At 70.8% G+C, this 21,348-nt stretch carries 18 protein-coding genes; 6 read left to right on the top strand and 12 right to left on the bottom strand.

Annotation, left to right across the window (positions count from 1 at the left end):
• Positions 1 to 98: 98 nt before the first annotated feature.
• Positions 99 to 1,445 (top strand): UDP-glucose dehydrogenase family protein, encoded by a 1,347-nt coding sequence (locus ACIQD6_RS29820; protein WP_401888296.1) that lies wholly within the window; start codon positions 99 to 101, stop codon positions 1,443 to 1,445.
• A gap of 78 nt (positions 1,446 to 1,523) precedes the next feature.
• Here the strand turns inward: ACIQD6_RS29820 and ACIQD6_RS29815 are convergent, their stop codons facing one another.
• Genes ACIQD6_RS29815 through ACIQD6_RS29805 form a run of 3 tightly spaced genes read right to left on the bottom strand, consistent with a single transcriptional unit; the run spans position 1,524 to position 4,341 of the window.
• Entirely contained in the window at positions 1,524 to 2,705 is a 1,182-nt protein-coding gene (locus tag ACIQD6_RS29815) for a dipeptidase (RefSeq protein ID WP_401888293.1), read from the bottom strand.
• A complete protein-coding gene (gene purE / locus ACIQD6_RS29810) occupies positions 2,702 to 3,226 on the bottom strand; it encodes a 5-(carboxyamino)imidazole ribonucleotide mutase (protein WP_401888291.1) in 525 nt (174 codons plus the stop codon). The genes ACIQD6_RS29815 and purE overlap by 4 nt, the downstream gene beginning before the upstream one ends.
• Positions 3,223 to 4,341, bottom strand: a complete 1,119-nt coding sequence (locus tag ACIQD6_RS29805; protein ID WP_401888416.1) for a 5-(carboxyamino)imidazole ribonucleotide synthase — start codon at positions 4,339 to 4,341, stop codon at positions 3,223 to 3,225. Before ACIQD6_RS29805 ends, purE begins: the two co-directional genes overlap by 4 nt.
• A gap of 211 nt (positions 4,342 to 4,552) precedes the next feature.
• On the opposite strand from ACIQD6_RS29805, the gene ACIQD6_RS29800 reads away from it, so the two are divergent.
• On the top strand, positions 4,553 to 5,071 hold the full coding sequence (locus ACIQD6_RS29800) for a GtrA family protein (RefSeq protein ID WP_401888289.1): 519 nt from the start codon (positions 4,553 to 4,555) through the stop codon (positions 5,069 to 5,071).
• Positions 5,072 to 5,099: 28 nt separating this feature from the next.
• Here the strand turns inward: ACIQD6_RS29800 and ACIQD6_RS29795 are convergent, their stop codons facing one another.
• Positions 5,100 to 6,365 carry an ATP-binding protein gene (locus ACIQD6_RS29795; protein WP_401888287.1) on the bottom strand — a complete coding sequence of 422 codons (1,266 nt, stop codon included), beginning with the start codon at positions 6,363 to 6,365 and terminating at the stop codon, positions 5,100 to 5,102.
• A gap of 195 nt (positions 6,366 to 6,560) precedes the next feature.
• Positions 6,561 to 7,238 carry a response regulator transcription factor gene (locus tag ACIQD6_RS29790; RefSeq protein ID WP_401888284.1) on the bottom strand — a complete coding sequence of 226 codons (678 nt, stop codon included), beginning with the start codon at positions 7,236 to 7,238 and terminating at the stop codon, positions 6,561 to 6,563.
• Between the two features lie 367 nt (positions 7,239 to 7,605).
• Between ACIQD6_RS29790 and ACIQD6_RS29785 the strand changes: the two genes are divergently transcribed.
• The gene (locus tag ACIQD6_RS29785) at positions 7,606 to 9,129 is read left to right on the top strand and encodes a peptide MFS transporter (protein ID WP_401888281.1); all 1,524 of its coding nucleotides are present in this window, start codon (positions 7,606 to 7,608) and stop codon (positions 9,127 to 9,129) included.
• Positions 9,130 to 9,320: 191 nt separating this feature from the next.
• Here the strand turns inward: ACIQD6_RS29785 and ACIQD6_RS29780 are convergent, their stop codons facing one another.
• Together ACIQD6_RS29780 and ACIQD6_RS29775 are read right to left on the bottom strand one after the other, a co-directional pair.
• Positions 9,321 to 9,809, bottom strand: coding sequence for an ATP-binding protein (locus ACIQD6_RS29780; RefSeq protein WP_401888278.1), 489 nt, complete (start codon positions 9,807 to 9,809; stop codon positions 9,321 to 9,323).
• A gap of 181 nt (positions 9,810 to 9,990) precedes the next feature.
• Positions 9,991 to 10,359, bottom strand: a complete 369-nt coding sequence (locus ACIQD6_RS29775; protein ID WP_401888275.1) for an STAS domain-containing protein — start codon at positions 10,357 to 10,359, stop codon at positions 9,991 to 9,993.
• 306 nt (positions 10,360 to 10,665) lie between these two features.
• Here ACIQD6_RS29775 and ACIQD6_RS29770 point away from each other — a divergent pair, with 306 nt between their 5' ends.
• The 3 genes from ACIQD6_RS29770 (at position 10,666) to ACIQD6_RS29760 (ending at position 15,232) form a co-directional block, all read left to right on the top strand.
• Complete coding sequence (locus tag ACIQD6_RS29770; protein ID WP_401888273.1) at positions 10,666 to 11,571, top strand: RNA polymerase sigma factor SigF; 906 nt, start codon at positions 10,666 to 10,668, stop codon at positions 11,569 to 11,571.
• A 195-nt stretch (positions 11,572 to 11,766) separates the two neighbouring features.
• On the top strand, positions 11,767 to 12,972 hold the full coding sequence (locus ACIQD6_RS29765) for a DegT/DnrJ/EryC1/StrS family aminotransferase (protein WP_401888414.1): 1,206 nt from the start codon (positions 11,767 to 11,769) through the stop codon (positions 12,970 to 12,972).
• Positions 12,965 to 15,232 carry a lipopolysaccharide biosynthesis protein gene (locus ACIQD6_RS29760; protein ID WP_401888271.1) on the top strand — a complete coding sequence of 756 codons (2,268 nt, stop codon included), beginning with the start codon at positions 12,965 to 12,967 and terminating at the stop codon, positions 15,230 to 15,232. Before ACIQD6_RS29765 ends, ACIQD6_RS29760 begins: the two co-directional genes overlap by 8 nt.
• On the opposite strand, the gene ACIQD6_RS29755 is transcribed toward ACIQD6_RS29760, so the two are convergent.
• From ACIQD6_RS29755 to ACIQD6_RS29735, 5 genes are all read right to left on the bottom strand, one after another.
• Complete coding sequence (locus tag ACIQD6_RS29755; protein WP_401888269.1) at positions 15,207 to 16,322, bottom strand: glycosyl hydrolase; 1,116 nt, start codon at positions 16,320 to 16,322, stop codon at positions 15,207 to 15,209. The two genes, ACIQD6_RS29760 and ACIQD6_RS29755, sit on opposite strands and share 26 nt — an antisense overlap.
• Positions 16,319 to 16,750: a hypothetical protein gene (locus ACIQD6_RS29750; protein WP_401888266.1), complete on the bottom strand. Its 432-nt coding sequence runs from the start codon at positions 16,748 to 16,750 to the stop codon at positions 16,319 to 16,321. Before ACIQD6_RS29750 ends, ACIQD6_RS29755 begins: the two co-directional genes overlap by 4 nt.
• A 38-nt stretch (positions 16,751 to 16,788) precedes the next feature.
• Entirely contained in the window at positions 16,789 to 18,756 is a 1,968-nt protein-coding gene (locus tag ACIQD6_RS29745) for a hypothetical protein (protein WP_401888264.1), read from the bottom strand.
• Positions 18,757 to 19,040: 284 nt separating this feature from the next.
• The gene (locus tag ACIQD6_RS29740; RefSeq protein WP_401888263.1) at positions 19,041 to 19,913 is read right to left on the bottom strand and encodes a polysaccharide deacetylase family protein; all 873 of its coding nucleotides are present in this window, start codon (positions 19,911 to 19,913) and stop codon (positions 19,041 to 19,043) included.
• On the bottom strand, positions 19,910 to 21,292 hold the full coding sequence (locus ACIQD6_RS29735; RefSeq protein WP_401888261.1) for a glycosyltransferase: 1,383 nt from the start codon (positions 21,290 to 21,292) through the stop codon (positions 19,910 to 19,912). The genes ACIQD6_RS29740 and ACIQD6_RS29735 overlap by 4 nt, the downstream gene beginning before the upstream one ends.
• Positions 21,293 to 21,348: the final 56 nt, after the last annotated feature.

The following is a 21,348-nucleotide window of genomic DNA, read 5'->3' as shown; positions in this document are numbered from 1 at the left end:
TCGGGCCGCGCGGTTGCACCGCACGTCGAACCGCATGTCGCACCCCACGGTGCACGGCGACCGCGCGGCAATCCGCCCGCGTCTCCCTGGAGCATCACATGGCCCTCAAGATCACAGTGATCGGCACCGGTTACCTCGGCGCCACGCACGCCGCGGCCATGGCGGAGCTCGGATTCGAGGTGCTCGGTCTCGATGTGGTCCCCGAGAAGATCGAGATGCTGTCCGCGGGCCGGGTCCCGATGTACGAGCCCGGCCTGGAGGAACTGCTGCGCAAGCATGTCGCCGGGATCGAGGGTTCGACCGGCCGGCTGCGGTTCACGATGGACTGGGCGGAGGTCGCCGAATTCGGCGATGTGCACTTCGTCTGCGTGAACACCCCGCAGAAGCACGGCGAGTACGCCTGCGACATGTCGTACGTCGACTCCGCGGTCGAGAGCCTCGCCAAGCACCTCGGGCGGCCCGCGCTGGTCGTCGGCAAGTCCACGGTGCCCGTGGGCAGCGCCGAGCGGCTCGCCGCCCGCATCGCCGAACTGGCCCCCGCCGGCCGCGACGTGGAGCTGGCCTGGAACCCGGAGTTCCTGCGCGAGGGCTTCGCCGTACAGGACACGCTGCACCCCGACCGGATCGTGGTGGGCGTACGCGGAGAGCACGCCGAGCGGCTGCTGCGCGAGGTGTACGCGACACCCGTCGGTGAGGGATCGCCGTTCGTCGTCACCGACTTCCCGACCTCCGAGCTGGTGAAGACCTCCGCGAACTCGTTCCTCGCCACGAAGATCTCGTTCATCAACGCGATGGCCGAGGTCTGCGAGGCCGCCGGCGGCGATGTGGTGAAGCTGGCCGAGGCACTCGGATACGACGAGCGGATCGGCGCCAAGTTCCTGCGCGCCGGGATCGGCTTCGGCGGCGGCTGCCTGCCGAAGGACATCCGCGCGTTCATGGCGCGCGCGGGCGAACTCGGCGCCGACCAGGCCCTGACCTTCCTCCGCGAAGTCGACTCGATCAACATGCGGCGCCGCGGTCACATGGTGGAGCTGGCGCGCGAGGCGGTGGGCGGCGACTCGTCGTTCCTGGGGAAGCGGGTCGCGGTACTCGGCGCGACGTTCAAGCCGGACTCCGACGACGTACGGGACTCCCCCGCGCTCAACGTCGCCGGCCAGATCCATCTCCAGGGCGGCCAGGTGACGGTGTACGACCCCAAGGGCATGGACAACGCGAAGCGGCTCTTCCCGACGCTGCGGTACGCGGACTCCGCCGTGGACGCGGTGCGCGGCGCGGATGTCGTCCTGCACCTGACGGAGTGGCGCGAGTTCCGCGAGCTGGACCCGGCGGTCCTGGGCGAGGCGGCCGCCCGCCGGCTGATCCTGGACGGCCGCAACGCGCTGGACCCGGAGCGGTGGCGCGAGGCGGGCTGGACGTACCGCGCGATGGGGCGGCCGCGGGCCTGACGGTCCCCTCGCCCGGTACGTACCCCCACCGGGCCGCGGACGGGGGTCCGGTGGGGGTACGGCGCTCCCAGGACCCCGTTACGGAAGCGTCGCCTGCGACGCCGGGCGTTCGGACTGGAGCGCGCCCGCCACGTCCTCCGCCCCCCGCAGCACCCGCACCGCGTTCTGCCACGTCAGCTTCGACAGGTCCGCCCTCGACCACGTGCGCGACAGCAGTTCGGCGATGAGGTTCGGGTAGCCCGACACGTCCTCCAGGCCCGCCGGTGTGAACGCCGTACCGTCGAAGTCGCCGCCGATGCCGATGTGGTCGATGCCCGCCGTCTCGCGCATGTGGTCCAGGTGGTCCGCGACCGTGGACGCCGTGGCGACCGGGCGCGGGTGAGAGGCCTCGAAGGCCTGGTGGAGCTTCATCGCCTCGGGCGTGGTGTCGAGGTGATGCAGTCCGTGCGCGCGCAGGTTCTCGTCCGCCGACTGCGTCCAGGCCACTGCTTCGGGGAGGATGAACTTCGGTACGAACGTGGCCATCGCGACCCCGCCGTTCGCCGGCAGCAGTTCCAGGACGTCGTCGGGGATGTTGCGCGGGTGGTCGCAGATGGCCCGCGCGGAGGAGTGCGAGAAGATCACCGGCGCCTCGGTCACGGCGAGCGCGTCGTGCATGGTCGTGGTGGCCACGTGGGAGAGGTCGACCAGCATGCCGGTCCGGTTCATCTCGCGGACCACCTCGCGGCCGAAGTCCGAGAGTCCGCCCACGCCCGGGACGTCCGTCGCCGAGTCCGCCCAGGCGATGTTGTCGTTGTGGGTGAGCGTCATGTAGCGGACGCCCAGGGTGTGCAGGGCGCGCAGCGTGGCGAGGGAGTTGTTGATGGAGTGGCCGCCCTCGGCGCCCATCAGGGAGGCGATCCTGCCCTCGCGGCGGGCGGTCTCCATGTCGTCGGCCGTCAGGGCGCGGGCCAGGTCCCGGGGGTAGCGGGCGAGCAGCCGGCCGACCACGTCGATCTGTTCCAGCGTGGCGCTGACCGCGTCGTCGCCGGCCATGTCGGACTGGACGTACACGGACCAGAACTGGCCTCCGACGCCGCCTTTGCGCAGCCGCGGGATGTCGGTGTGCAGGTGCGCGGAGAGGTCCTGCGCGATGTCCAGGCGGTCCAGGTCGTAGCGGACGTGTTCGCGCAGCGCCCAGGGCAGGTCGTTGTGGCCGTCGACGACGGGGAATTCGGCGAGCAGTTCGTGTGCCTGGTCCAGCAGGTCCACGGCGGTCACTTGCCGAATCCGAAGTGCTCCGAGCCCTCGACCTTCGCCCTCAGGCGCTTGCCCTTGGTCGTCGCCTGGTCGTTCAGCTCCTGCTGGAACTCGCGCATCCGCGCCTGGAGGTCCGGGTCGTGGGCCGCGAGGATACGGGCCGCGAGCAGGCCCGCGTTGCGCGCGCCGCCGACGGAGACCGTGGCGACGGGGACGCCGGCCGGCATCTGGACGATGGACAGCAGGGAGTCCATGCCGTCGAGGTACTTCAGGGGTACGGGGACGCCGATCACCGGCAGCGGGGTCACCGAGGCGAGCATGCCCGGGAGGTGGGCGGCGCCGCCCGCGCCGGCGATGACGGCCTTGAGGCCGCGGCCGGCGGCGTGCTCGCCGTACGCGATCATCTCGTGCGGCATCCGGTGCGCGGAGACGACGTCGACCTCGTACGGGATCTCGAACTCGTGGAGGGCCTTCGCGGCGGCCTCCATGACGGGCCAGTCCGAGTCCGAGCCCATGACGACGCCGACGAGAGGAGAGCTCATTCTGTGATCGTTCCTCGCAGATAGCCGGCGGCGTGGCGGGCGCGCTCCAGCACGTCGTCCAGGTCGTCGCCGTAGGTGTTGACATGCCCCACCTTGCGGCCGGGCTTCACGTCCTTGCCATACATATGGATCTTCAGCTGCGGGTCCCGGGCCATGCAGTGCAGGTAGGCCGCGTACATGTCGGGGTAGTCGCCGCCGAGGACGTTGCACATGACCGTCCAGGGCGCGCGCGGGCGCGGGTCGCCGAGCGGCAGGTCGAGCACGGCGCGCACGTGGTTGGCGAACTGCGAGGTGATCGCGCCGTCCTGGGTCCAGTGCCCGGAGTTGTGCGGGCGCATCGCGAGTTCGTTGACGAGGATGCGGCCGTCGGTGGTCTCGAAGAGTTCGACGGCGAGGTGCCCGACGACGTCCAGTTCGGCGGCGATCCGCAGGGCGAGCCGCTGGGCCTCGCCGGACAGTTCTTCCGACAGTCCGGGCGCGGGCGCGATGACGGTGTCGCAGACGCCGTCGACCTGGCGCGACTCGACGACGGGGTAGGCCACGGCCTGGCCGTGCGGGGAGCGGACTATGTTCGCGGCCAGTTCGCGTACGAAGTCGACCTTCTCCTCGGCGAGGACGGGAACGCCGGCCCGGAAGGGCTCCTCGGCGTCCGCCCCGGACCGTACGAACCACACGCCCTTGCCGTCGTAGCCGCCGCGCACCGTCTTGAGGATGACGGGAAAGCCGCCCACCTCGGCGGCGAAGGCCACGGCGTCGGCCGGGTCGGCCACGATGCGGTGGCGCGGGCAGGGGGCGCCTAGGGCGGTGAGCCTGGCACGCATGACGCCCTTGTCCTGGGCGTGCACGAGCGCGTCGGGGCCCGGTCTGACGGGGATACCGTCCGCTTCCAGGGCGCGCAGGTGCTCGATCGGCACATGCTCGTGATCGAACGTGATCACATCGCAGCCGTGCGCGAAGTCACGCAGCGTGTCCAGGTCGCGATAGTCGCCGATGACGACATCGTTGACCACCTGGGCCGCCGAGTCCTGCGGGGTGTCACTGAGGAGCTTGAATCTGAGGCCGAGGGGGATGCCCGCCTCGTGGGTCATACGGGCGAGCTGACCGCCGCCGACCATGCCGACTACCGGAAACGTCACGCCCCCAGGGTATCCGCCGCCCGGCACGACCGGTCCGGGGAGCGGTCCCGGCGCCCCGGAGCGCTTCCCGCCGCCGCGATTCGTCACGCACGGTGACATTCTGTGCGGGAGACCGTGTTCGGGCAGACGGGTGAGCCGCTGGTTAGCATGGCGGGGACTGACCATCGACCGGACGGGGCTGAACGGGCATATGAGCGAACGCGGCGCACTCCGTGTGCGACTGGACCGGCTCGTGCGCGAGGTGGCCAAGTTCGGGGCGGTGGGTGGCGCGGGTCTGCTGGTCAATCTCCTGGTCTTCAACCTCGTACGGCACACCACCGAGCTGCCCGTGGTGCGGGCCAGCATCCTGGCCACCGTCGTCGCGATCGCCTTCAACTACGTGGGCTTCCGCTACTTCACCTACCGGGACCGCGACAAGAGCCGCCGCACCAAGGAACTGACGCTGTTCCTGCTGTTCAGCGTGGTCGGCCTGGTGATCGAGAACGGGGTGCTGTACGCCGCGACGTACGGCTTCGGCTGGGACACCCCGCTCCAGAGCAACGTGTTCAAGTTCCTGGGCACCGGGGTCGCGACGCTCTTCCGCTTCTGGTCGTACCGCACCTGGGTGTTCCGGACGCTGCCCGCAGAGGACGCGGGGACGTCGGGCGAATCGTTCCTGGCCTCCGATGCGGAAGGGCGGCGGGCGGCGCCCGACCACGCCGCCCGCTGAACCGCGAGCCCCAGGGAAGAGTGGGGCGTCAGCGGACCGGGGGCTCCGGGGCCTTGCGGGTACGGGCCTCCCGGCTGAGGAAGAGCGCGAAGACCGCCGGCTGCTGCTGGAGCAGTTCCAGCCGTCCGCCGTCCGCCTCCGCGAGGTCGCGGGCCACGGCCAGTCCGATCCCGGTGGAGTTGCGGCCGCTGATGGTCCGCTCGAAGATCCGCGCGCCCAGGTCCGCCGGGACGCCGGGGCCCTCGTCGGTCACCTCGATGACGGCCTGGTTGCCGGTGACGCGGGTGCGCAGGGCGACCGTGCCGCGGCCGTGCATGAGTGAGTTCTCGATCAGGGCGGCGAGCACCTGGGCGACCGCGCCCGGGGTGCCGACGGCCCGCATCCCGTGCCGGCCGGAGCAGACGATGGCGCGTCCCGCACTGCGGTAGGCCGGGCGCCACTCCTCGATCTGCTGCTTGACGACCTCGTCGAGGTCGAAGGCGACGGCCGAGCCCGTACGCGGATCGCGGGCGTTGGTGAGCAGCCGCTCCACCACGTCGGTCAGCCGCTCCACCTGCGTCAGCGCGATCATCGCCTCCTCCTTCACGGTGTCCAGGTCGTCGGTGGCGGAGATCTCCTCCAGCCGCATGGACAGCGCGGTCAGGGGCGTACGGAGCTGATGCGAGGCGTCCGCGGCGAGCCGGCGTTCGGCGGTGAGCATCCGCGCGATCCGTTCGGCGCTGGAGTCCAGGACGTCGGCGACCCGGTCCAGCTCGGGCACCGAGTAGCGCTTGTGCCGGGGGCGCGGGTCGCCGGAGCCGAGGCGCTCCGCGGTCTCGGCGAGGTCGGTGAGCGGCGAGGCCAGCCGGTTCGCCTGGCGGACGGCCAGCAGTACGGCGGCGATGACGGCGAGCAGCGCCACCATGCCGATGATCAGCAGGGTGCGGCCGACCTCGCGGGTCACGGAGGAGCGGGTCTCCTCGACGGTGACGGTCTCGCCCTCCTCGCCTTTGGCGGTGCCCCGGATGACGCTCCCGGAGGGGGGCTTGCCGATCTCGACCGTCTGCTGGCCGGGGATCTCGATCCGGGCGTACCGCTTCCGGTCGATCTGGTGGGAGAGGATCTCGGAGGTGATGTGGTCACCGCCGATCAGCCGGCCGTCGACGATGCTCACCAGGCGCAGGGCCTCGGAGTCCACGCTCTCCTGGGCGCTGCTGCTGATCGTGCGGGTCTCGACGATGACGAGCGAGAACCCGAACACGGCGATGACGACGAGCACCACGGCGAGCGTGGAATTGATCAGACGACGGCGCAAGGTGCCCTCCGGGCGGGGTGACGCGGTGACACGGGGTGGCGAAGTGCCGCTCCGAGCCTAAACACCTGCGGAGGCCCTGGAGCCACCGCGGCATCGGAGTTCACCTCTGTCCGCCCGCGCTTCACCTCCGTCCGCCCGCACGTCACCGGCGTACGGCGCGCGACCGGCGTACGGCGCGCGACCGGCCCGGAGGCGTCAGCTCTTCTCGAAGCGGAAGCCGACACCCCGCACCGTGGCGATGTAGCGCGGATTGGCGGCGTCGTCCCCGAGCTTCTTGCGCAGCCAGGAGATGTGCATGTCCAGGGTCTTGGTGGACGACCACCAGGTGGTGTCCCAGACCTCGCGCATCAGCTGGTCGCGCGTGACGACCCGGCCCGCGTCGCGGACGAGGACCCGCAGCAGGTCGAACTCCTTGGCCGTCAGCTGGAGTTCCTCCTCGCCCATCCAGGCGCGGTGCGACTCGACGTCGATCCGTACGCCGTGGGTCGCGGGGGCCGGGGTGGGGTCCGCGGCGCCGCGCCGCAGCAGCGCCCGTACCCTCGCGAGCAGTTCGGCGAGCCGGAAGGGCTTGGTCACGTAGTCGTCGGCGCCGGCGTCCAGGCCGACCACGGTGTCCACCTCGTCGGCGCGCGCGGTCAGCACCAGGATCGGGATGGCGTGCCCCTCGGCGCGCAGCCGGCGGGCCACTTCGAGGCCGTCCATCCCGGGCAGGCCCAGGTCGAGTACGACCAGGTCGATACCGCCCTGGAGTCCGGCGTCGAGCGCGGTCGGACCGTCCTCACGGACCTCGACCTCGTACCCCTCCCGTCGCAGGGCGCGGGCCAGCGGCTCCGAGATGGAAGCGTCGTCCTCGGCGAGCAGTACACGGGTCATGAGGTGATGGTAGACCGCGCGGAGCGTCCCTAGGGCAGCGCTCGGCAGCACCTGCGGGTCTGGCGTTTGATCCGATGAACTGCCTTCGATTACAGGTGTCTGGTTCCAGGATTCCCTGTGATCCATCTCTCAAGTCCTTCCATATCGTGCACTGTCGTGCCGTATGGTGGCGAGACGTCTGTAGTAGTACTCGGAGACCTTTGGCCTGCTGAGCGCCGAAGGTCTTTTTTCTGCGCCAGGACCGGAACACCAGATTCCGGTTCCTCCCCCACACGGGCGCGGTATCGCCAAGGACACGGCTCATGAGGCATGGCTCGTGAAGCACGGCCCGCGACGCACCGCGTCCCGAGCAAGCAAGGATCGACCCATGGCGTCCAGCCTGACGAAGGACTCGCCCAGCGCCCCCGCCGGACCCGAGAAGACCTTCTTCGGCCACCCCGGCGGACTGGCCACTCTCTTCATGACCGAGATGTGGGAGCGTTTCAGCTTCTACGGCATGAGAGCACTGCTCACGATCTACCTGATCTCCGGCGGTCCCGACGCCTCGAAGGGGCTTCAGGGCGGGGGTCTGGGGATGGACCTGGCCACGACCACGGCCATCTACTCCATCTATCTCTCCATGGTCTACCTGCTGGCGATGCCGGGCGGCTGGCTGGGAGACCGGGTCTGGGGCCCGCGCAAGACCGTCACGATCGGCGCCGGCACCATCATGGCGGGCCATCTCACCCTGGCCGTGCCGGGCACCGGGAGCTTCTTCGCCGGTCTGGGGCTGGTGGCGCTCGGCTCGGGGCTGCTGAAGGCCAACATCTCCACGATGGTCGGCCATCTCTACGACGGGCCCAACGACCCGCGCCGCGACGGCGGGTTCACCATCTTCTACATGGGCATCAACATCGGTGCCTTCTTCGCCCCGCTGATCATCGGCACCGTGGGCGAGACGTACAACTGGCACCTCGGCTTCGCCCTCGCCGCGGTCGGCATGGGCATCGGCCTGATCTGCTTCCTGGCCGGTACGAAGAACCTGAACCCGGAGAGCAGCCGCGTCCCCACCCCGCTGGACCGCGAGGAGCGCAACTCCTGGCTGCGCAAGGGCATTACGTGGCTGGTGGTCGCCATCGTCTTCTACGCGATCGTCGTCCTCAGCGGCCACTTCACCCTCAACTGGGCGATGGTCCCGCTGACGCTCGCGGGCCTCATCATCCCGGCCGGTGTACTGATCCGGATCAAGCGCGACAAGGAGCTCTCGGCAGCCGAGCAGACCAAGATGTCCGGGTACATCTGGTTCTTCGTCGCCGCGGCCGCCTTCTGGATGATCTACGACCAGGGCGGCTCGACGGTCCAGGCGTTCGGTACGACGAAGGCCGCCGGCGAGGTCTTCGGGCTGGGCTTCCCGTCCTCCTGGTACCAGTCGCTGAACCCGGTGTTCATCATGGCGCTGGCCCCGGTCGCCGCCTGGCTCTGGCTCTGGCTGAACCGGCGCGGCCAGGAGCCCAGCACGGTCGTGAAGTTCGCCGCCGGGCTGGTCCTCATCGGCGTCTCGTTCTTCTTCTTCCTGATCCCGCTGGTCATGTCGGCGGGCGGCACGCTGGTCAGCCCGATGTGGCTGGTGGGCATCTACCTGCTCCAGACCATCGGTGAGCTGTGTGTCTCCCCGGTGGGCCTGTCGGTGACCACGAAGATGGCGCCCGTGAAGTACGCGAGCCAGATGATGGGCGTCTGGTTCCTGGCGGTCACCGCGGGCGACTCGATCACCGGCCTGCTCTCCATCGGCGGTGTCGATCTGAGCGGTACGGGCGCGGTGGCCGTGGAAGCGGTACTCGCCACGCTGGTCGGGTTCGCGGTCTTCATGTACCGCAGGAAGGTCAGCGCGCTGATGGGCAACATCCACTGACGTCCACTGTCCGTCGGCCGCAGCGACACGGCGAAGGGCCCGGAGCACCGTCGGACGGTGCGCCGGGCCCTTCGCGCGGACTCGACGGTGTGCACAGCGCACCCGGCGCGGACAGCGAAAGAGCACGCCGGTCCGGCGTGCTCAGGAACGTATGCGATGGATGTACGGGGTCGGGCGCCCGGCTTCGGCGGCTACGCGGGCGCGGCCAGCTCCGCCCAGACCTTCTTGCCGGCCGATCCGGGGGTCCGTACGACGCCCCAGTCCAGGCAGAGCCGCTGGACGATGAACATGCCGTGCCCGCCGGGCCGTCCCGCGCGGTGCGGGGTACGTGGCGCCGGCTGGCCCGTGCCACGGTCCGTGACCTCCAGACGCAGCACTTTGGCGTCGCACGAGACGCGGAGCCCCTCGGGCCCCTCGGCGTGCAGGCAGGCGTTGGTGACCAGCTCGGAGACGACCAGCAGGACATCCTCGGCCGCCGCCCGCCGGTCCGCTGTCGCGGCGGGGAGCCAGCCCCAGTCGTACAGCGCCTGGCGGGTGAAGTCGCGCGCGAGCGGGACAACACCGCTGGCGCCGGACAGCGCGAGCGTCCGCACCCGCTGGTCGGACGTCACGGGGGCAGGTCCCGCGTCGTCCGACTCGGGGCCGAGGCCGCCCGGCTGCGGCTGCCGGGTGGTGCTCATCAGCGCTTCACCTCACCGATTCACCAATTTGCGAGTTCACCAATACAGAGAGTGCAGGATCCTGTGCGGCCTGCCGGGGGTCTTCTGCCCCTCCGAATCGTGACAACACCCACTTCAGCGCGCGGAAGTGGTGACGCGCGCAACACAAGGGGCGGACGGGCCGGGAAATGGGGCTCCGGGCTCAGTCGGCCAGGGCTTGGTCGAGCGAGTCGTGGACGGTGAAAACCGCGTCCGCCCCGGTGATCTCGAAGACGCGCGCCACGACGGGCAGCATCCCGGCCAGGTGGACCCCTCCTCCGGCGGCATCCGCCTTGAGTCGGGCCCCGAGCAGCACATTGAGTCCGGTGGAATCACAGAACTCCAGCTGTGAGCAGTCGATCACCAGGCGTACCCGGCCCTGGTCGAGCGCGTCCTCCAGGGGGCTGCGCAACAGTTCGGCCGTGTGGTGATCCAACTCACCGGCCACTGCCACTACCTCGCTCCGGCCCTCGGTGCGAACCTCGACCCGAAGCCGGCCCCGGTTCGTGCTGCCGACCGTCTGGCGGTCCATGCCCGTCCCTCTTCGCCGTGTCGTACGCCGTATATCAGATGGCGATTCAGCTGATGCTGCCGTGCGATGTCTCGACGTCATCACAGGTGGATGACGTCGTTCGAACATTACGCCCTCCGAACGCCCACCGGTAGCCAAAGTCCCCCACAATACAGACATGTAGCACAATTAACACTTGCAACTGTCCCCGCCGAGCGGGTAGGGCTAGTAGGGACACAACCGACACGGCCGGCTTTGGAGGCGCGGCAAACCGTAGCAACGCGTATTGGCATCGGCAGCCACATGCCGAGAACGATGGAGGAGACCATGTCACCCCGGCTCGACGAAACGCGTACCCCCTACGCGCCGTCGACAACTCCGCCCGCGGATATCGAGACCGGCGTCACACTGCCGGCCGACACCGAGGGTCTGGAGGAACTGCCCGAGATCCCGCCCTACGACGAGGTGGGCGCGGTAGATGCGCGGGCCCTGTCGAAGACGCTCTTCGCTCGCCTGGAGTCCCTCGAGGAGGGCACCCACGAGCACGCCTACGTACGCAACACCCTGGTCGAGCTGAATCTCGCGCTGGTGAAGTTCGCGGCCTCCCGGTTCCGCTCGCGCAGCGAGCCGATGGAGGACATAGTCCAGGTCGGCACCATCGGCCTGATCAAGGCCATCGACCGGTTCGAGCTCAGCCGGGGCGTCGAGTTCCCCACGTTCGCCATGCCGACCATCGTCGGCGAGATCAAGCGTTTCTTCCGTGACACGTCGTGGTCGGTGCGCGTCCCGCGCAGGCTTCAGGAACTCCGCCTCGACCTCGCCAAGGCCGGTGACGAACTGGCCCAGCAGTTCGACCGCGCCCCCACCATCGGCGAACTCGCCCACCGCCTCGGCATCACCAACGACGAAGTCGTCGAGGGCATGGCGGCGAGCAACGCGTACACCGCCAGCTCCCTGGACGCGCAGCCCGAGGAGGACGACTCCGAGGGCGCGCTGGCCGACCGGATCGGCTACGAGGACCACGGTCTTGAGGGCATCGAGTACGTCGAGTCGCTGAAGCCGCTGATCGCGAGCCTGCCGCCGCGGGACCGCCAGATCCTCTCCTTGCGTTTCGTCGCCAATATGACCCAGTCGGAGATCGGCGAGGAGCTCAACATCTCGCAGATGCACGTCTCCCGGCTGCTCTCCCGCACCCTCACCAGGCTCAGAAAGGGTCTGACGCTGGAGGAGTAGCAGTGACGTGGCGCCGGTCCCCCGGCCGGCCGTGCGCTCTCGTACCGGGATTCCCGCCTCATGGGAATCCCGGTACACGTCTTTGGGTAGGGAGGCTGGGTCAGGGGGAAGCAGGGGGAAGTGGGAATGGCTCTTGGGGAGAGCTGCCCGGCGGAGCACGTGGAGCACACGGCGTACGCGGCGTTGGAGACGCTGATGCGCCATCGCCTCGGCAGGGATTGTCTGTACGTACCGTCGTGCCGGCTCGGGCTGTACGTGGCGCTGCGCCACTGGTGTCCGCCCGGTGGGCGGGTTCTGATGTCGCCGGTCAACGACGACGTGATCTTCTTTGTGGTGCTCGCCGCCGGACTGCGGCCCGTACAGGCGCCGTTGGACGCGCGCGACGGGTCCATCGACATGGCCGCCGTCCCGGAATCCGACTGGCGTGGGCTGTCGGCCGTACTCACCACCAATCTGTACGGGAATCCCGACCCCGCGCCCGAACTGCGCGCGCGCTGCGACGCGTTGGGGATTCCGTTGATCGAGGACGCCGCTCATGCCATCGGCAGCGAGGTGGCGGGACGGCCCGTCGGCGGTTTCGGGGACGCGTCCGTGTTCAGCCTCTCCAAGCACGTGGGGGCCAAGACCGGCGGCTTTCTCGCGGTCGCCGACCCCGGTCTGCGGACGGCCCTGGCGAAGGCCCGCGACGAACTGCTCGAACCGTCCCGGCTGACCGCCGAACTGGCCTACGCGTTACGCCCGTACGCCGAGGCCGGGGTCCGTGGACTGCGGCTGGCCGGGACCGCGCGGGCCGCGCTGCGGCTGCTCGGTCAGGAGGAGCGCGAGGACATCAGAATGCCGCTCCGGGCGGGGGAGCTGCAGCGGGCGCTGGGTACGGCGCCGGGGCTCGCCGCGTTCCATCCCTGGGTCCGTGTCGACATGCACGACTACCGGATCCGGCCGGGCCGTACCCGGCTGAGACGTACGGAACGGCTGCTCGCGGGGCTGGACGAGCGGCTCGCGGCCCATCGGCGCGGTACGGAGAGGCTGTTGGCCACTGTCTGGGCGGCGCCGGGCGGCGAACGGCCGGGCTCGGGTGCCGGGGGGCCCGGGGGTGAGGGGCCCGGGACCCGGGCGCCCGTCCAGCCGCTCTTCCGGGTGCCGTTGCTCGTAGAGGACCGTGACGCCGCCGTCGCCGCGCTCGCCCGGCACCGCGTCACCACCGGCTATCTCTACGATCCGCCGCTCGACACGTACGCGGGCGAGGCCTTCACCGATCCGTCGCCCGCTCCCGGACCGGCCGCCTGGTTCGCCCGGCACGCCCTGCCCGTCGACCCGCGCCTGGCCGGCCGGGTGATCGCCGTACTCACCGAACTGGGCGCCCGGCCCGCGCGGTTACCAGGGCTCGGCAGCGGTGGGTGACGCCGTTCGGTTACGGGGAACCGCACCGGCCGACGGGGCGGCGGCCGGTGACGGGGATCGACCAGGGGCCGGGGCGGAGGCCGGGGCCGCCGAAGTGGGCGACGGCGACTCGATGTTCCGTAACGCCTATGCCCTGATGCTCTCCACCGGCGTCTCCGCCGCCCTGGGCCTCGGCTTCTGGCTGGTCGCCGCGCGCTACTACACGGAGGAGGCGGTCGGGCAGGGCTCGGCGGCCATCGCCGCCATGCGGCTGCTGGCCTCGATCACCGCCACCACCATGATCGGCGCGGTGGTGCGCTACGTCCCCCGGGCCGGCCGGGCCACCGGACCGCTGGTGTGGCGGGCGTACGCCATCAGTTCGCTCGTGGTGTGCGCCGCCTGCGTGGTGTTCCTGCTGACCCTCGACCTGTGGGGCCCGTCCTACGCGCCGCTCGGCGGGCTCACCACCGGACTCGTCTTCACCGCGTCCTGTGTCGCCTGGGCGCTGCTCACCCTCCAGGACGGCGTGCTGACCGGGCTGCGGCGGGCCTTCTGGGTGCCCGTCGGCAACGCGGCGTTCTCGCTCGGCAAACTGGTGCTGCTCATCGCGTTCGCCACGGCCATGCCGGTCCTCGGCGTCTTCGTCTCCTGGGCCGCCGCCATCGCCCTGTCCGTACTCCCGCTCGGCTGGCTGATCTTCCGCAGGCTCATCCCCCGGCAGGCCTCGGCCGACCGCGACCGTGAGCCGCCGAGGATCGCGGACATCGGGCGGTTCCTCGCCGGGGACTCGGTCGGGGCGCTGTTCAGCCTGGCGATGATCAATCTGCTGCCGGTGATGGTCGCGGTCCGCTTCGACGCCGCGCACAACGCCTTCTTCTACACCGCCTACACCGTCGGCGGCACGATGGAGTTCATGGCCATCAACATGGCCTCCTCGCTCACCGCGCACGCCTCGCACAGCCCGGACCGGCTCGCCGAGGGGGTGCGCGGGGCGCTGCGCCGGATGGCCGTCCTGCTGGTGCCGGTGGTCCTGGTGCTGGTGGTCTTCGCACCGCAGATCCTCGCGCCGTTCGGTGACGACTACGCGCGGCACGGCACCACCGTGCTGCGGCTGCTGGCCGCCGCCGCGCTGCCCCGGGTCGTCGTGGAGCTGTACATAGGCGTGCTACGCGTCCAGGGCCGTACGGGCATGCTCGCCGCCCTTCAGGGCGCCATGTGCGTGTCGGTGCTGGGCAGCGCGCTGTTCCTGCTGGGACCCGCCGGGATCTCGGGCGCGGGACTGGCGATGCTGCTCTCCATGACGCTGGTGGCGCTGGTCGCGGCGCCCGGACTGCGCGCGGCTCTTCGGAACGAACGTCCTTCCAAGGACGTGAAGACCGGTCGTCCTCCTAAGGAAGCAGACGCCTCGGGGCATCCGGCGGGCGCGGACGCGTACGGCACGGAGTGGGCGCGCAGGGCCGCCCGGCGCCGTGCGGAAGCGGCCGAGGAGGTGTCGCGGTACGGGACGGCGCCCTGGGCGGGGCGGGCCGCGTATCTGGACGGCGCGCACGACACCCCGACGCTGGCCTTCGGCCTGCCCGTGCCCGCCCACGCGCGGGCGCGGAGGGCGGACGGCTCCGGCGGGGAGCACGCCGGGCCACCGGACGAGAGCCTGGCGATCAGTGTGCTGTGGCTGCTGCTCGGGCTCGCGGCGGGGCTCTTCTGGATCCCCCTGATCCGCGCCGCCGGCATCGGCCGTGACGAGCTCACCGGCACCCAGCTCCTCGACGTGCTGCCCCCGCTCACCGTCGTCGCGGGCATCCTGCTGATCGTCGTGCAGTGCGCCGCCGTCTCACTCGTACGGCCGGGTCCCGTGCTGCTCGCGCTGGGTCCGCTGATGACCTTCGCCGCGCTGCACACCGCGCCGATGCTGCTGGGCGTACGGCCCGACCGGGCGTCAGGCCCCTGGCACGAGCCGGTCGTCGACTTCCTCGCGGGGGCCGGCGGGCCGGTGACCCCCGAGGGGGTCCTGCGCGGTCTGCCCCTCGCGCTGCAACTGCTCTGTCTGGGGCTGACCGCCGCGATCCTCCGGTCTCTGCGTACGGACGCCCGCGTCCTGGCCAGCGTGGCGTGGGTGCTCGTGGTGGCCGGCTGGGCGGGGCAGCATCAGTTCGCGACGGTCGCGCTGCCCGTGTCGGCCGCGGTTGCCGCAACTCTGTTCGCGGTGTTGGCCGTACGAGGTGTGCGCCGCGCACGGGACAGGCGGCCTCGCGCCGTCAGCGCGACGGAACCGGCTGATTGAAGTAGTCGGCGCGGCCCGCCTTCCGGTAACCGTCCAGCGCTGGCCCCTTGTCGACCGTGAGATCGCAGTGCTCGCCGGGCACCGGGCGGTTCCAGTGCACCAGTGCCTTCACCTCCGGCAGCGTCGGCGCCACTTTCGGGATCTCCTCGTACCAGTCGCGCTGCCGGTCCGGCCGCGCCGGATCGGGCGCCGTGCTGAACTCGGAGAGCATGAGGGGCTTCTTGTCGGAGATGTTCGCGCGCAGCCAGTCGTACGACGGCCGCTGGCTGTGCTCGAAGTCCAGCCACTTCGTGGAATCGTGGCAGCGGAAGTAGTTGTACTGGTCCATGCCGATCCAGTCCACGTACGCGTCGCCCGGGTACAGCGACTTCATCAGCCCGGCGTTGCCGAGATAGCCGGAGACCGTCCACACCCACACCACGTTGTCCACACCGAGTCGTTCGAACCGGTCGTGGATATGGCGGTAGGCGGCGACGAACTCCTCGGGCGTGCCCGCGTCCGGGGTGCGGAAGTCGGTCTCCTGGTCGAAGGAGAAGAAGACGCGTTTGCCGTACGCCTTGAGGCGCCGTGCCTGCGGATCGATGATCTCCTCGTCGAACGTCCCGGCCGCCACGTTGCGCCAGCCGAGCTGGGTCTCGGTCCAGTTCTCGTGGTGCGGCTCGGTCCATACGGTGGACTCCCAGGCCAGCATCAGCATCCGGTCCCGGCCAAGTTCCTGCTCGTCGGGGGTGAGCAGCACTCCGTCCCGCTGGGTGTTGGACATGTCGTGGTAGTTGTAGACGAGGTCGAGCTTGCGGCCGATCTTCTTCTCGAAGCCGTACACCGCGTCCGTGAGCGAGCCGTTCTCCGCGTACGGGACGTACGCGCCCCACCAGGCCCCGCAGCGGGGTTCCAGCGACGCGCCCGGCGCGCACTTCCCGTGCGGCACCGGGCCCGACTCGGCGTTGTCGGGGAGCCCCTGGCCCGTGGAGCCGGTCCCCTTGTCCTCCTTCTCCGCCCGGATGAGCCAGATCCCGAGCCCGGCGAGCAGCGCGCCCACGGCGGCCAGGACGAGAGCCAGCCGGGTGTGCCGTCTCCAGAATCCCGTCATAGGCCGGTCCCGGGGGCGTGTTTTCCGGAAGCGGGTTTCGCTCGTTCGGCCGCGCCACGGGTCGCCGCCGGGAGCGGTACGGCGGGCAGCGGCGCGGCGACCGTGCAGAACGCGGCCAGGGACGCCAGGAACACCGTGACCGAGAAGCCCTCCACCAGGAAGAGCGCGGTGGCGGCGAGCGTCGCCAGGGACAGGCTCAGTGGCGCGGCCAGCGCCACCACCTCGATCCGGGCGGCGGGCCCCAACTGCCGTGCGCGGGGCAGCGGAAGGAGCAGCGCGCATCCGGGGCCGAAGGTGACGAAGAGCAGGACGGGTATCCAGCGCAGGGGCCAGCCGTCGGGCAGGGCGGTCGCCGCGAGCGCCGGCCATCCGCAGAGCGCGAGCGCGGCTCCGGGCCACCGCTGGGTCTGTGCCTCGGTACGTGGCATGCGACTGCCCTCCGTGTCGTTCACGTCGTTCATCTCGTTCATCGAGTGGCGGTGGTGGGTGGGGCGGACACCTCCACGTGTTCCAGGACCAGGCCGTACGGACTCTTCTCCAAAACCCGGAAGTGCGGCGAACGTTGCAGCGCCTCACTCATCCGGGTGAAGCTGCCGGCCGGCAGATATCCCTCGCCGATCGTGGCCTTCTCCTGGGTCGGGGTGAGGATCACGTACGCCGGGCGACCGTCCGGCACACCCGCGTCGAGATAACCGGCCGGGTCCTTGAGCATCTTCAGGTTCTCCGGCACTTCCTGTTCGGTGAAGAACCAGCGCTCATAGTGGTCGTAGCGGTAGTAGGCGCCGGGGAACGAACCGGTGGTGGCCATGATCAGCGCGCCGTCCGGCGCCTGGTCGTAGGCCCGTTCGACCAGCGCGGTCTCCTGCGGGGGCGCGTACTGCATGCCCTCCTTGCCGTAGTACGAGGGAAGGAAGCCCGCCAGCAGGGCGACCAGCGCCAGGGGCAGTCCGACCAGCGCGGCCCGGCGGGCGACGCGCCGCGCCTTCCTCGTACCGGCGGCGGCCGGGACGAGCGCGGCGGCGGCGAAGAACGCCGTGCCGGGCAGCCCGAACAGGTAGACGCGGAAGAGCATTTCGCCGCCGTAGTCATTGACGGCGAACAGCGGTACCGGCGCGGCGGCGGCCAGCAGCAGGGGCAGCGCGCTGCGGGTGAGCCTGCGCCGGAGAAGTACGGCGGTCGCGGCCAGGCCGCCGAGGACCAGCACCATCAGGATGTTGGCGTCGCCGACCAACTCGGGTCCGGGGCCGGTCGGTTCGCCCGCGAATCCGGGGCGGGAGTTCCGCATCAGCTCGCCGGCCGAGTCGCGCAGAGTACCGAGCGTGTCCAGGAAGAGGACCCGGCCCATCGTCAGGTCCCAGATGAGCATGATGACGCCGGTGACCACCAGCAGCCCGATGTTGCGGTAGCGGCGGGTGAGGCAGAGCGCCATCAGAGTCATGCAGAGCATGACAGGGGTCAGTTGGTGCGAGGCGTTGACGGCCGCGATGAGCGGGGCGAGGATCGCCACGCAGACCGCCCGCTGGCGCCGGGTGGTGGGCGGCGGCACATACGTCGCGGACGGGTCGAGCCGGGAGCGGTCACGCAGCGGACCGGCGGTTCCCGGCCGTACGAAATGCCGTATGACCACCGCGAAGACGGTCAGGAACAGCAGATAGGCGAAGCCCTGCGGGGAGAGGTAGTCCTGCCCCACCCAGTTGGCCAGCTGGAAGATCCAGACGGCGGTCCACACGAGCCGCCAGTCGTCGGTGAAGGTGCGGTAGATCAGCACCAGGACCGGCATCATCAGCAGGCCGAACGCGATGGGCGCCCAGTTGGTGTACACGGCGGCGCCCGTGACCCCGAAGGCCTTGATCAGGGCCGCGTTGAGCGAGAAGAAGCCCGGCCACTGGTCGTACGCGGACATCCCGCCGGACAGTTCCAGATGGGGGTGTACGGTCCCCTCGGCCAGCAGCCGGGAGATGACCGCGTCGTGCTTGGACGCCCAGGCGTAGCGCACGGTGTCGTAGAGGATGGCGGGCGGCGCCTTGAGTGCCAGCAGCATGGTGACGCAGTACGTCAGGGGCCACCAGGGGGCGGTGCCCGCGCGGCGCAGGCTGATCAGGAACCCGGCCGTGAGCACGGCCAGCGAGGCGTAGAAGGCGATCGGGAAACGGTCCAGGAGACCGAAGTCCCCGATGTCACGGAACCCGATCCTCGGTAAGGACCAGGCCCAGAGGGCCGCCGCGACCGCCAACGGCAGCCAGGTCAGCAGCAGTTGGGGGCGGAAGGGAGCGGCCGCCAGGGCGACGGCCGGGACCGGTCTCCGGCGGCGGGGCGGGTCGGCCGATTCGGGCGCTTCGGGCACTTCGAGCACGTCGGGTGCTTCGGATGCCTCGGGCGCTTCGAGCGCGTCGGGTGCTTGGTGCACGTCGGGTGCCTCGGGCATCTCACGCATCTCACACGCCTCATGCGCCTCATGCGTTTCGGCCTCTGAGCCGGTCTTGTCCGCGGGTGGCAGCTCGCCGCTCCCCGTGACCGGCGTGGGCACACGTTGCTGCACAGTGCGACTCCCCCCACAGATGTGGTCGCGGCCGTCACGCCGCTGTCCCTGAAGCGAAGTATAGGAACTCTCTTCGCGTTTGTGTTGCTCTCGTACACCCTTGATACACAAGGGTGTTGGATGCCGTACGCGCCCTACGCTCCGTATGCGCTGCATGCGCCGCATGCGCCGCATGTTCGCTACCCGGCGAACTCGGGGCCGCGCACGCGGGCGCGCGCGCCCCGGTACAACCGCCACCCCAGCGTGGGCAGCGAATCCGGGAAGGGGGCGACCTTGGTCCGCTCGCCCCTGGCCCCCTCACCCGCCATCCAGGACTCGATGTCCGCCACGGTGTGGGTACGGCGCACGATCAGGCGGGCGATGCGGTACGGCTCGTCCCGCTCCGAGCTGAGCGCGTGCCGTACGGCGACGGCGGAGGCGTACCCCGCGTCCGCCGCCGCCCGGCGCACGGCGCGGCTGTTGTAGCCGTGCGGGTAGGCGAGATGGGAGATCCGGTGGCCGAGGGTGTCCTCCAACGCGTCCTTGGCTTCGCGCAGTTCACGGTGGAGGGCCGGGGCGGAGAGGGTGTCCAGCTGGGGGTGGGTGACGGTGTGCGCGCCCACCTCCACGCCGTAATCCGCCAGCTCCGTCGCCTGCGTGAGCCTCATCATCGGCGCGGGCGGCAGCAGGCTGGTCCGGCCCGGGGTGATGGCCCCGGTGGTCAGATAGGCGGTGGCGGGCAGGGTACGGGCGGCGAGCGCCTCCGCCGTGGGTCCGGGGAGGTCGGCGAAGCCGTCGTCGAAGGTGAGGACGACGGGCCGGCGCGGCAACGGGGCGCGACGGTCGGCGCCGGGGACATGGCTGACGAGGTGCTCGGCGAGCGTACTGATCGGGACCGGGGTACGGCCGCTGGCGACGACCGCGTCGAGATGCGCGGCGAAGTCCCTGGGTGTGACGGTGAATTCGGCGATCCAGGCGGGCGGGTCGGCCATCACGGCGTGGTAGAGGAGGACGGGTATGACAGGTATGCGGACGGGGCTACGGGCAGACCCCCGGACGGGCGCGTCGTTCATGGCTGCCCTCCGGTCCGCTTCTCGCCGGTCCACATCCCGTTCCCGCGTTCCGGCGTGCGCGGTCCCGGCGTGCGCGCCTGCGCACGGACGCGCACGCGTGCCTTCGCGTAACCGAGCGGGCCGTACAGCATCCCCCTCCGCTCCAGTCGTGAGAGGGCGCGCGGCCACGGGTACGCCTGTGCGCCGTGCGCGCCCGGCGCCCCGGATGCGGCTTCGCCGCTGCCGTCCGCCCGGTGCGCCGTGATCGCGCGGGCGTGCGCCAGTCCGCGCGGCAGCTTCGCCAGCAGGGCGGGCAGCAGCGCGGGCCGTCGCACCAGGATGGCGGTGAGGTACGCGGTGAGGCCGGCGCCGTATCCGTACGCCTGGTTCCGCAGGTCCTGCCAGGTCTCGCGGTGGTGGTGCCAGACGAGCGCCTCCGGCGTGTAGCGCAGCCGGTGCCCGGCGGACAGGATCCGTACGAAGGCGTAGAGGTCGTCGCCGCCCCTGGCCGGGGTGCCGGTGCCGGTGGCGGGGTCGAAACCGCCCACGGACCGCAGGGCCCCGGCGCGGAACGCCATATTGGCGCCGGATCCGAAACTGCCCGCCGTGAACGGGAAGAGCGGTTCGTCGGCGGGCGGCCGGGCGGGATCGTACAGCCGGGACGCGAAGCCCTTGGCGAAGCCGCCGTGGCTCTCCAGCAGGATCTGCGCGGGGGTGGTCAGCCGGGCCGGGAGGATCAGGCCGGTGACACACCCGAGTCCGGGGTCCGCCGCGAAGGGCGTGGTGAGGGCGGTGAGCCAGTGCGGGTCGGCGACGACGTCGTCGTCCGTGAAGGCGATGACCGTGCCGTCGGCGGCCGTGACACCACGGTTGTGTGCGTTGGCCAGTCCGGGCCTCGGCTCCTGTACGTAGTCGACGCGGCCGGCGAAGCGGGAGGCGACGAGATCGCGGGTGGCGGTGGTGCGGGGCACGTTCTCGACGACGAGGACCCGGAAGTCCGGGTGGTCCTGGGCCAGGAGCGAGTCGAGGGTCGGGGCGAGCTGTCCGCCACGGTCGCGGGTGGCGACGACGACGGTGGTACGGGGCGGGGTGGCGGGGTTCTCGGGTGCGGACGGCTCGTACCGCCCTTTCTCGCCCGTCTGTGCGCGGAAGGCGGCGGCGAGCGTCTCGGCCGGGTCCTCGCCTGCCCGTACCTGGCAGAGCACCGTACCGACGGGCCGGCCCCGGAGCCGTACGAGGGCGTGGACACTGCCCTCCTTAAGAGGCGGCCCGCCCGGCGCCGGCCTGAGGGAGAGCGCCTTGCCGTCGAACCCGTCGAGATCGAGTTGGGCGACGGCGATGGGCGGCAGGTCGGGTAAGTGCGGCTGTGGTCTCTGTGACGTGTGTGCTGTGTGCGTCATCGCCTGCCCCGCTGGTCGTGTTCTTCGTGTGTACGTGCTCGCTCGGTGCGCGTGAT

Source organism: Streptomyces sp. NPDC088400 (genome assembly GCF_044753355.1).
Lineage (GTDB): Bacteria > Actinomycetota > Actinomycetes > Streptomycetales > Streptomycetaceae > Streptomyces.
This window is presented reverse-complemented; position numbering and strand designations above follow the sequence as displayed.

Excerpts from the sequence above, each read along its gene's own strand:
- ACIQD6_RS29820 (WP_401888296.1), top strand. The coding sequence starts at position 99 with ATGGCCCTCAAGATCACAGTGATCGGCACCGGTTACCTCGGCGCCACG.
- purE (WP_401888291.1), bottom strand. The coding sequence starts at position 3,226 with ATGAGCTCTCCTCTCGTCGGCGTCGTCATGGGCTCGGACTCGGACTGG.
- ACIQD6_RS29805 (WP_401888416.1), bottom strand. The coding sequence starts at position 4,341 with ATGGTCGGCGGCGGTCAGCTCGCCCGTATGACCCACGAGGCGGGCATC.
- ACIQD6_RS29800 (WP_401888289.1), top strand. The coding sequence starts at position 4,553 with ATGAGCGAACGCGGCGCACTCCGTGTGCGACTGGACCGGCTCGTGCGC.
- ACIQD6_RS29790 (WP_401888284.1), bottom strand. The coding sequence starts at position 7,238 with ATGACCCGTGTACTGCTCGCCGAGGACGACGCTTCCATCTCGGAGCCG.
- ACIQD6_RS29785 (WP_401888281.1), top strand. The coding sequence starts at position 7,606 with ATGGCGTCCAGCCTGACGAAGGACTCGCCCAGCGCCCCCGCCGGACCC.
- ACIQD6_RS29780 (WP_401888278.1), bottom strand. The coding sequence starts at position 9,809 with ATGAGCACCACCCGGCAGCCGCAGCCGGGCGGCCTCGGCCCCGAGTCG.
- ACIQD6_RS29775 (WP_401888275.1), bottom strand. The coding sequence starts at position 10,359 with ATGGACCGCCAGACGGTCGGCAGCACGAACCGGGGCCGGCTTCGGGTC.
- ACIQD6_RS29770 (WP_401888273.1), top strand. The coding sequence starts at position 10,666 with ATGTCACCCCGGCTCGACGAAACGCGTACCCCCTACGCGCCGTCGACA.
- ACIQD6_RS29765 (WP_401888414.1), top strand. The coding sequence starts at position 11,767 with ATGCGCCATCGCCTCGGCAGGGATTGTCTGTACGTACCGTCGTGCCGG.
- ACIQD6_RS29755 (WP_401888269.1), bottom strand. The coding sequence starts at position 16,322 with ATGACGGGATTCTGGAGACGGCACACCCGGCTGGCTCTCGTCCTGGCC.
- ACIQD6_RS29750 (WP_401888266.1), bottom strand. The coding sequence starts at position 16,750 with ATGCCACGTACCGAGGCACAGACCCAGCGGTGGCCCGGAGCCGCGCTC.
- ACIQD6_RS29745 (WP_401888264.1), bottom strand. The coding sequence starts at position 18,756 with ATGCGTGAGATGCCCGAGGCACCCGACGTGCACCAAGCACCCGACGCG.
- ACIQD6_RS29740 (WP_401888263.1), bottom strand. The coding sequence starts at position 19,913 with ATGAACGACGCGCCCGTCCGGGGGTCTGCCCGTAGCCCCGTCCGCATA.
- ACIQD6_RS29735 (WP_401888261.1), bottom strand. The coding sequence starts at position 21,292 with ATGACGCACACAGCACACACGTCACAGAGACCACAGCCGCACTTACCC.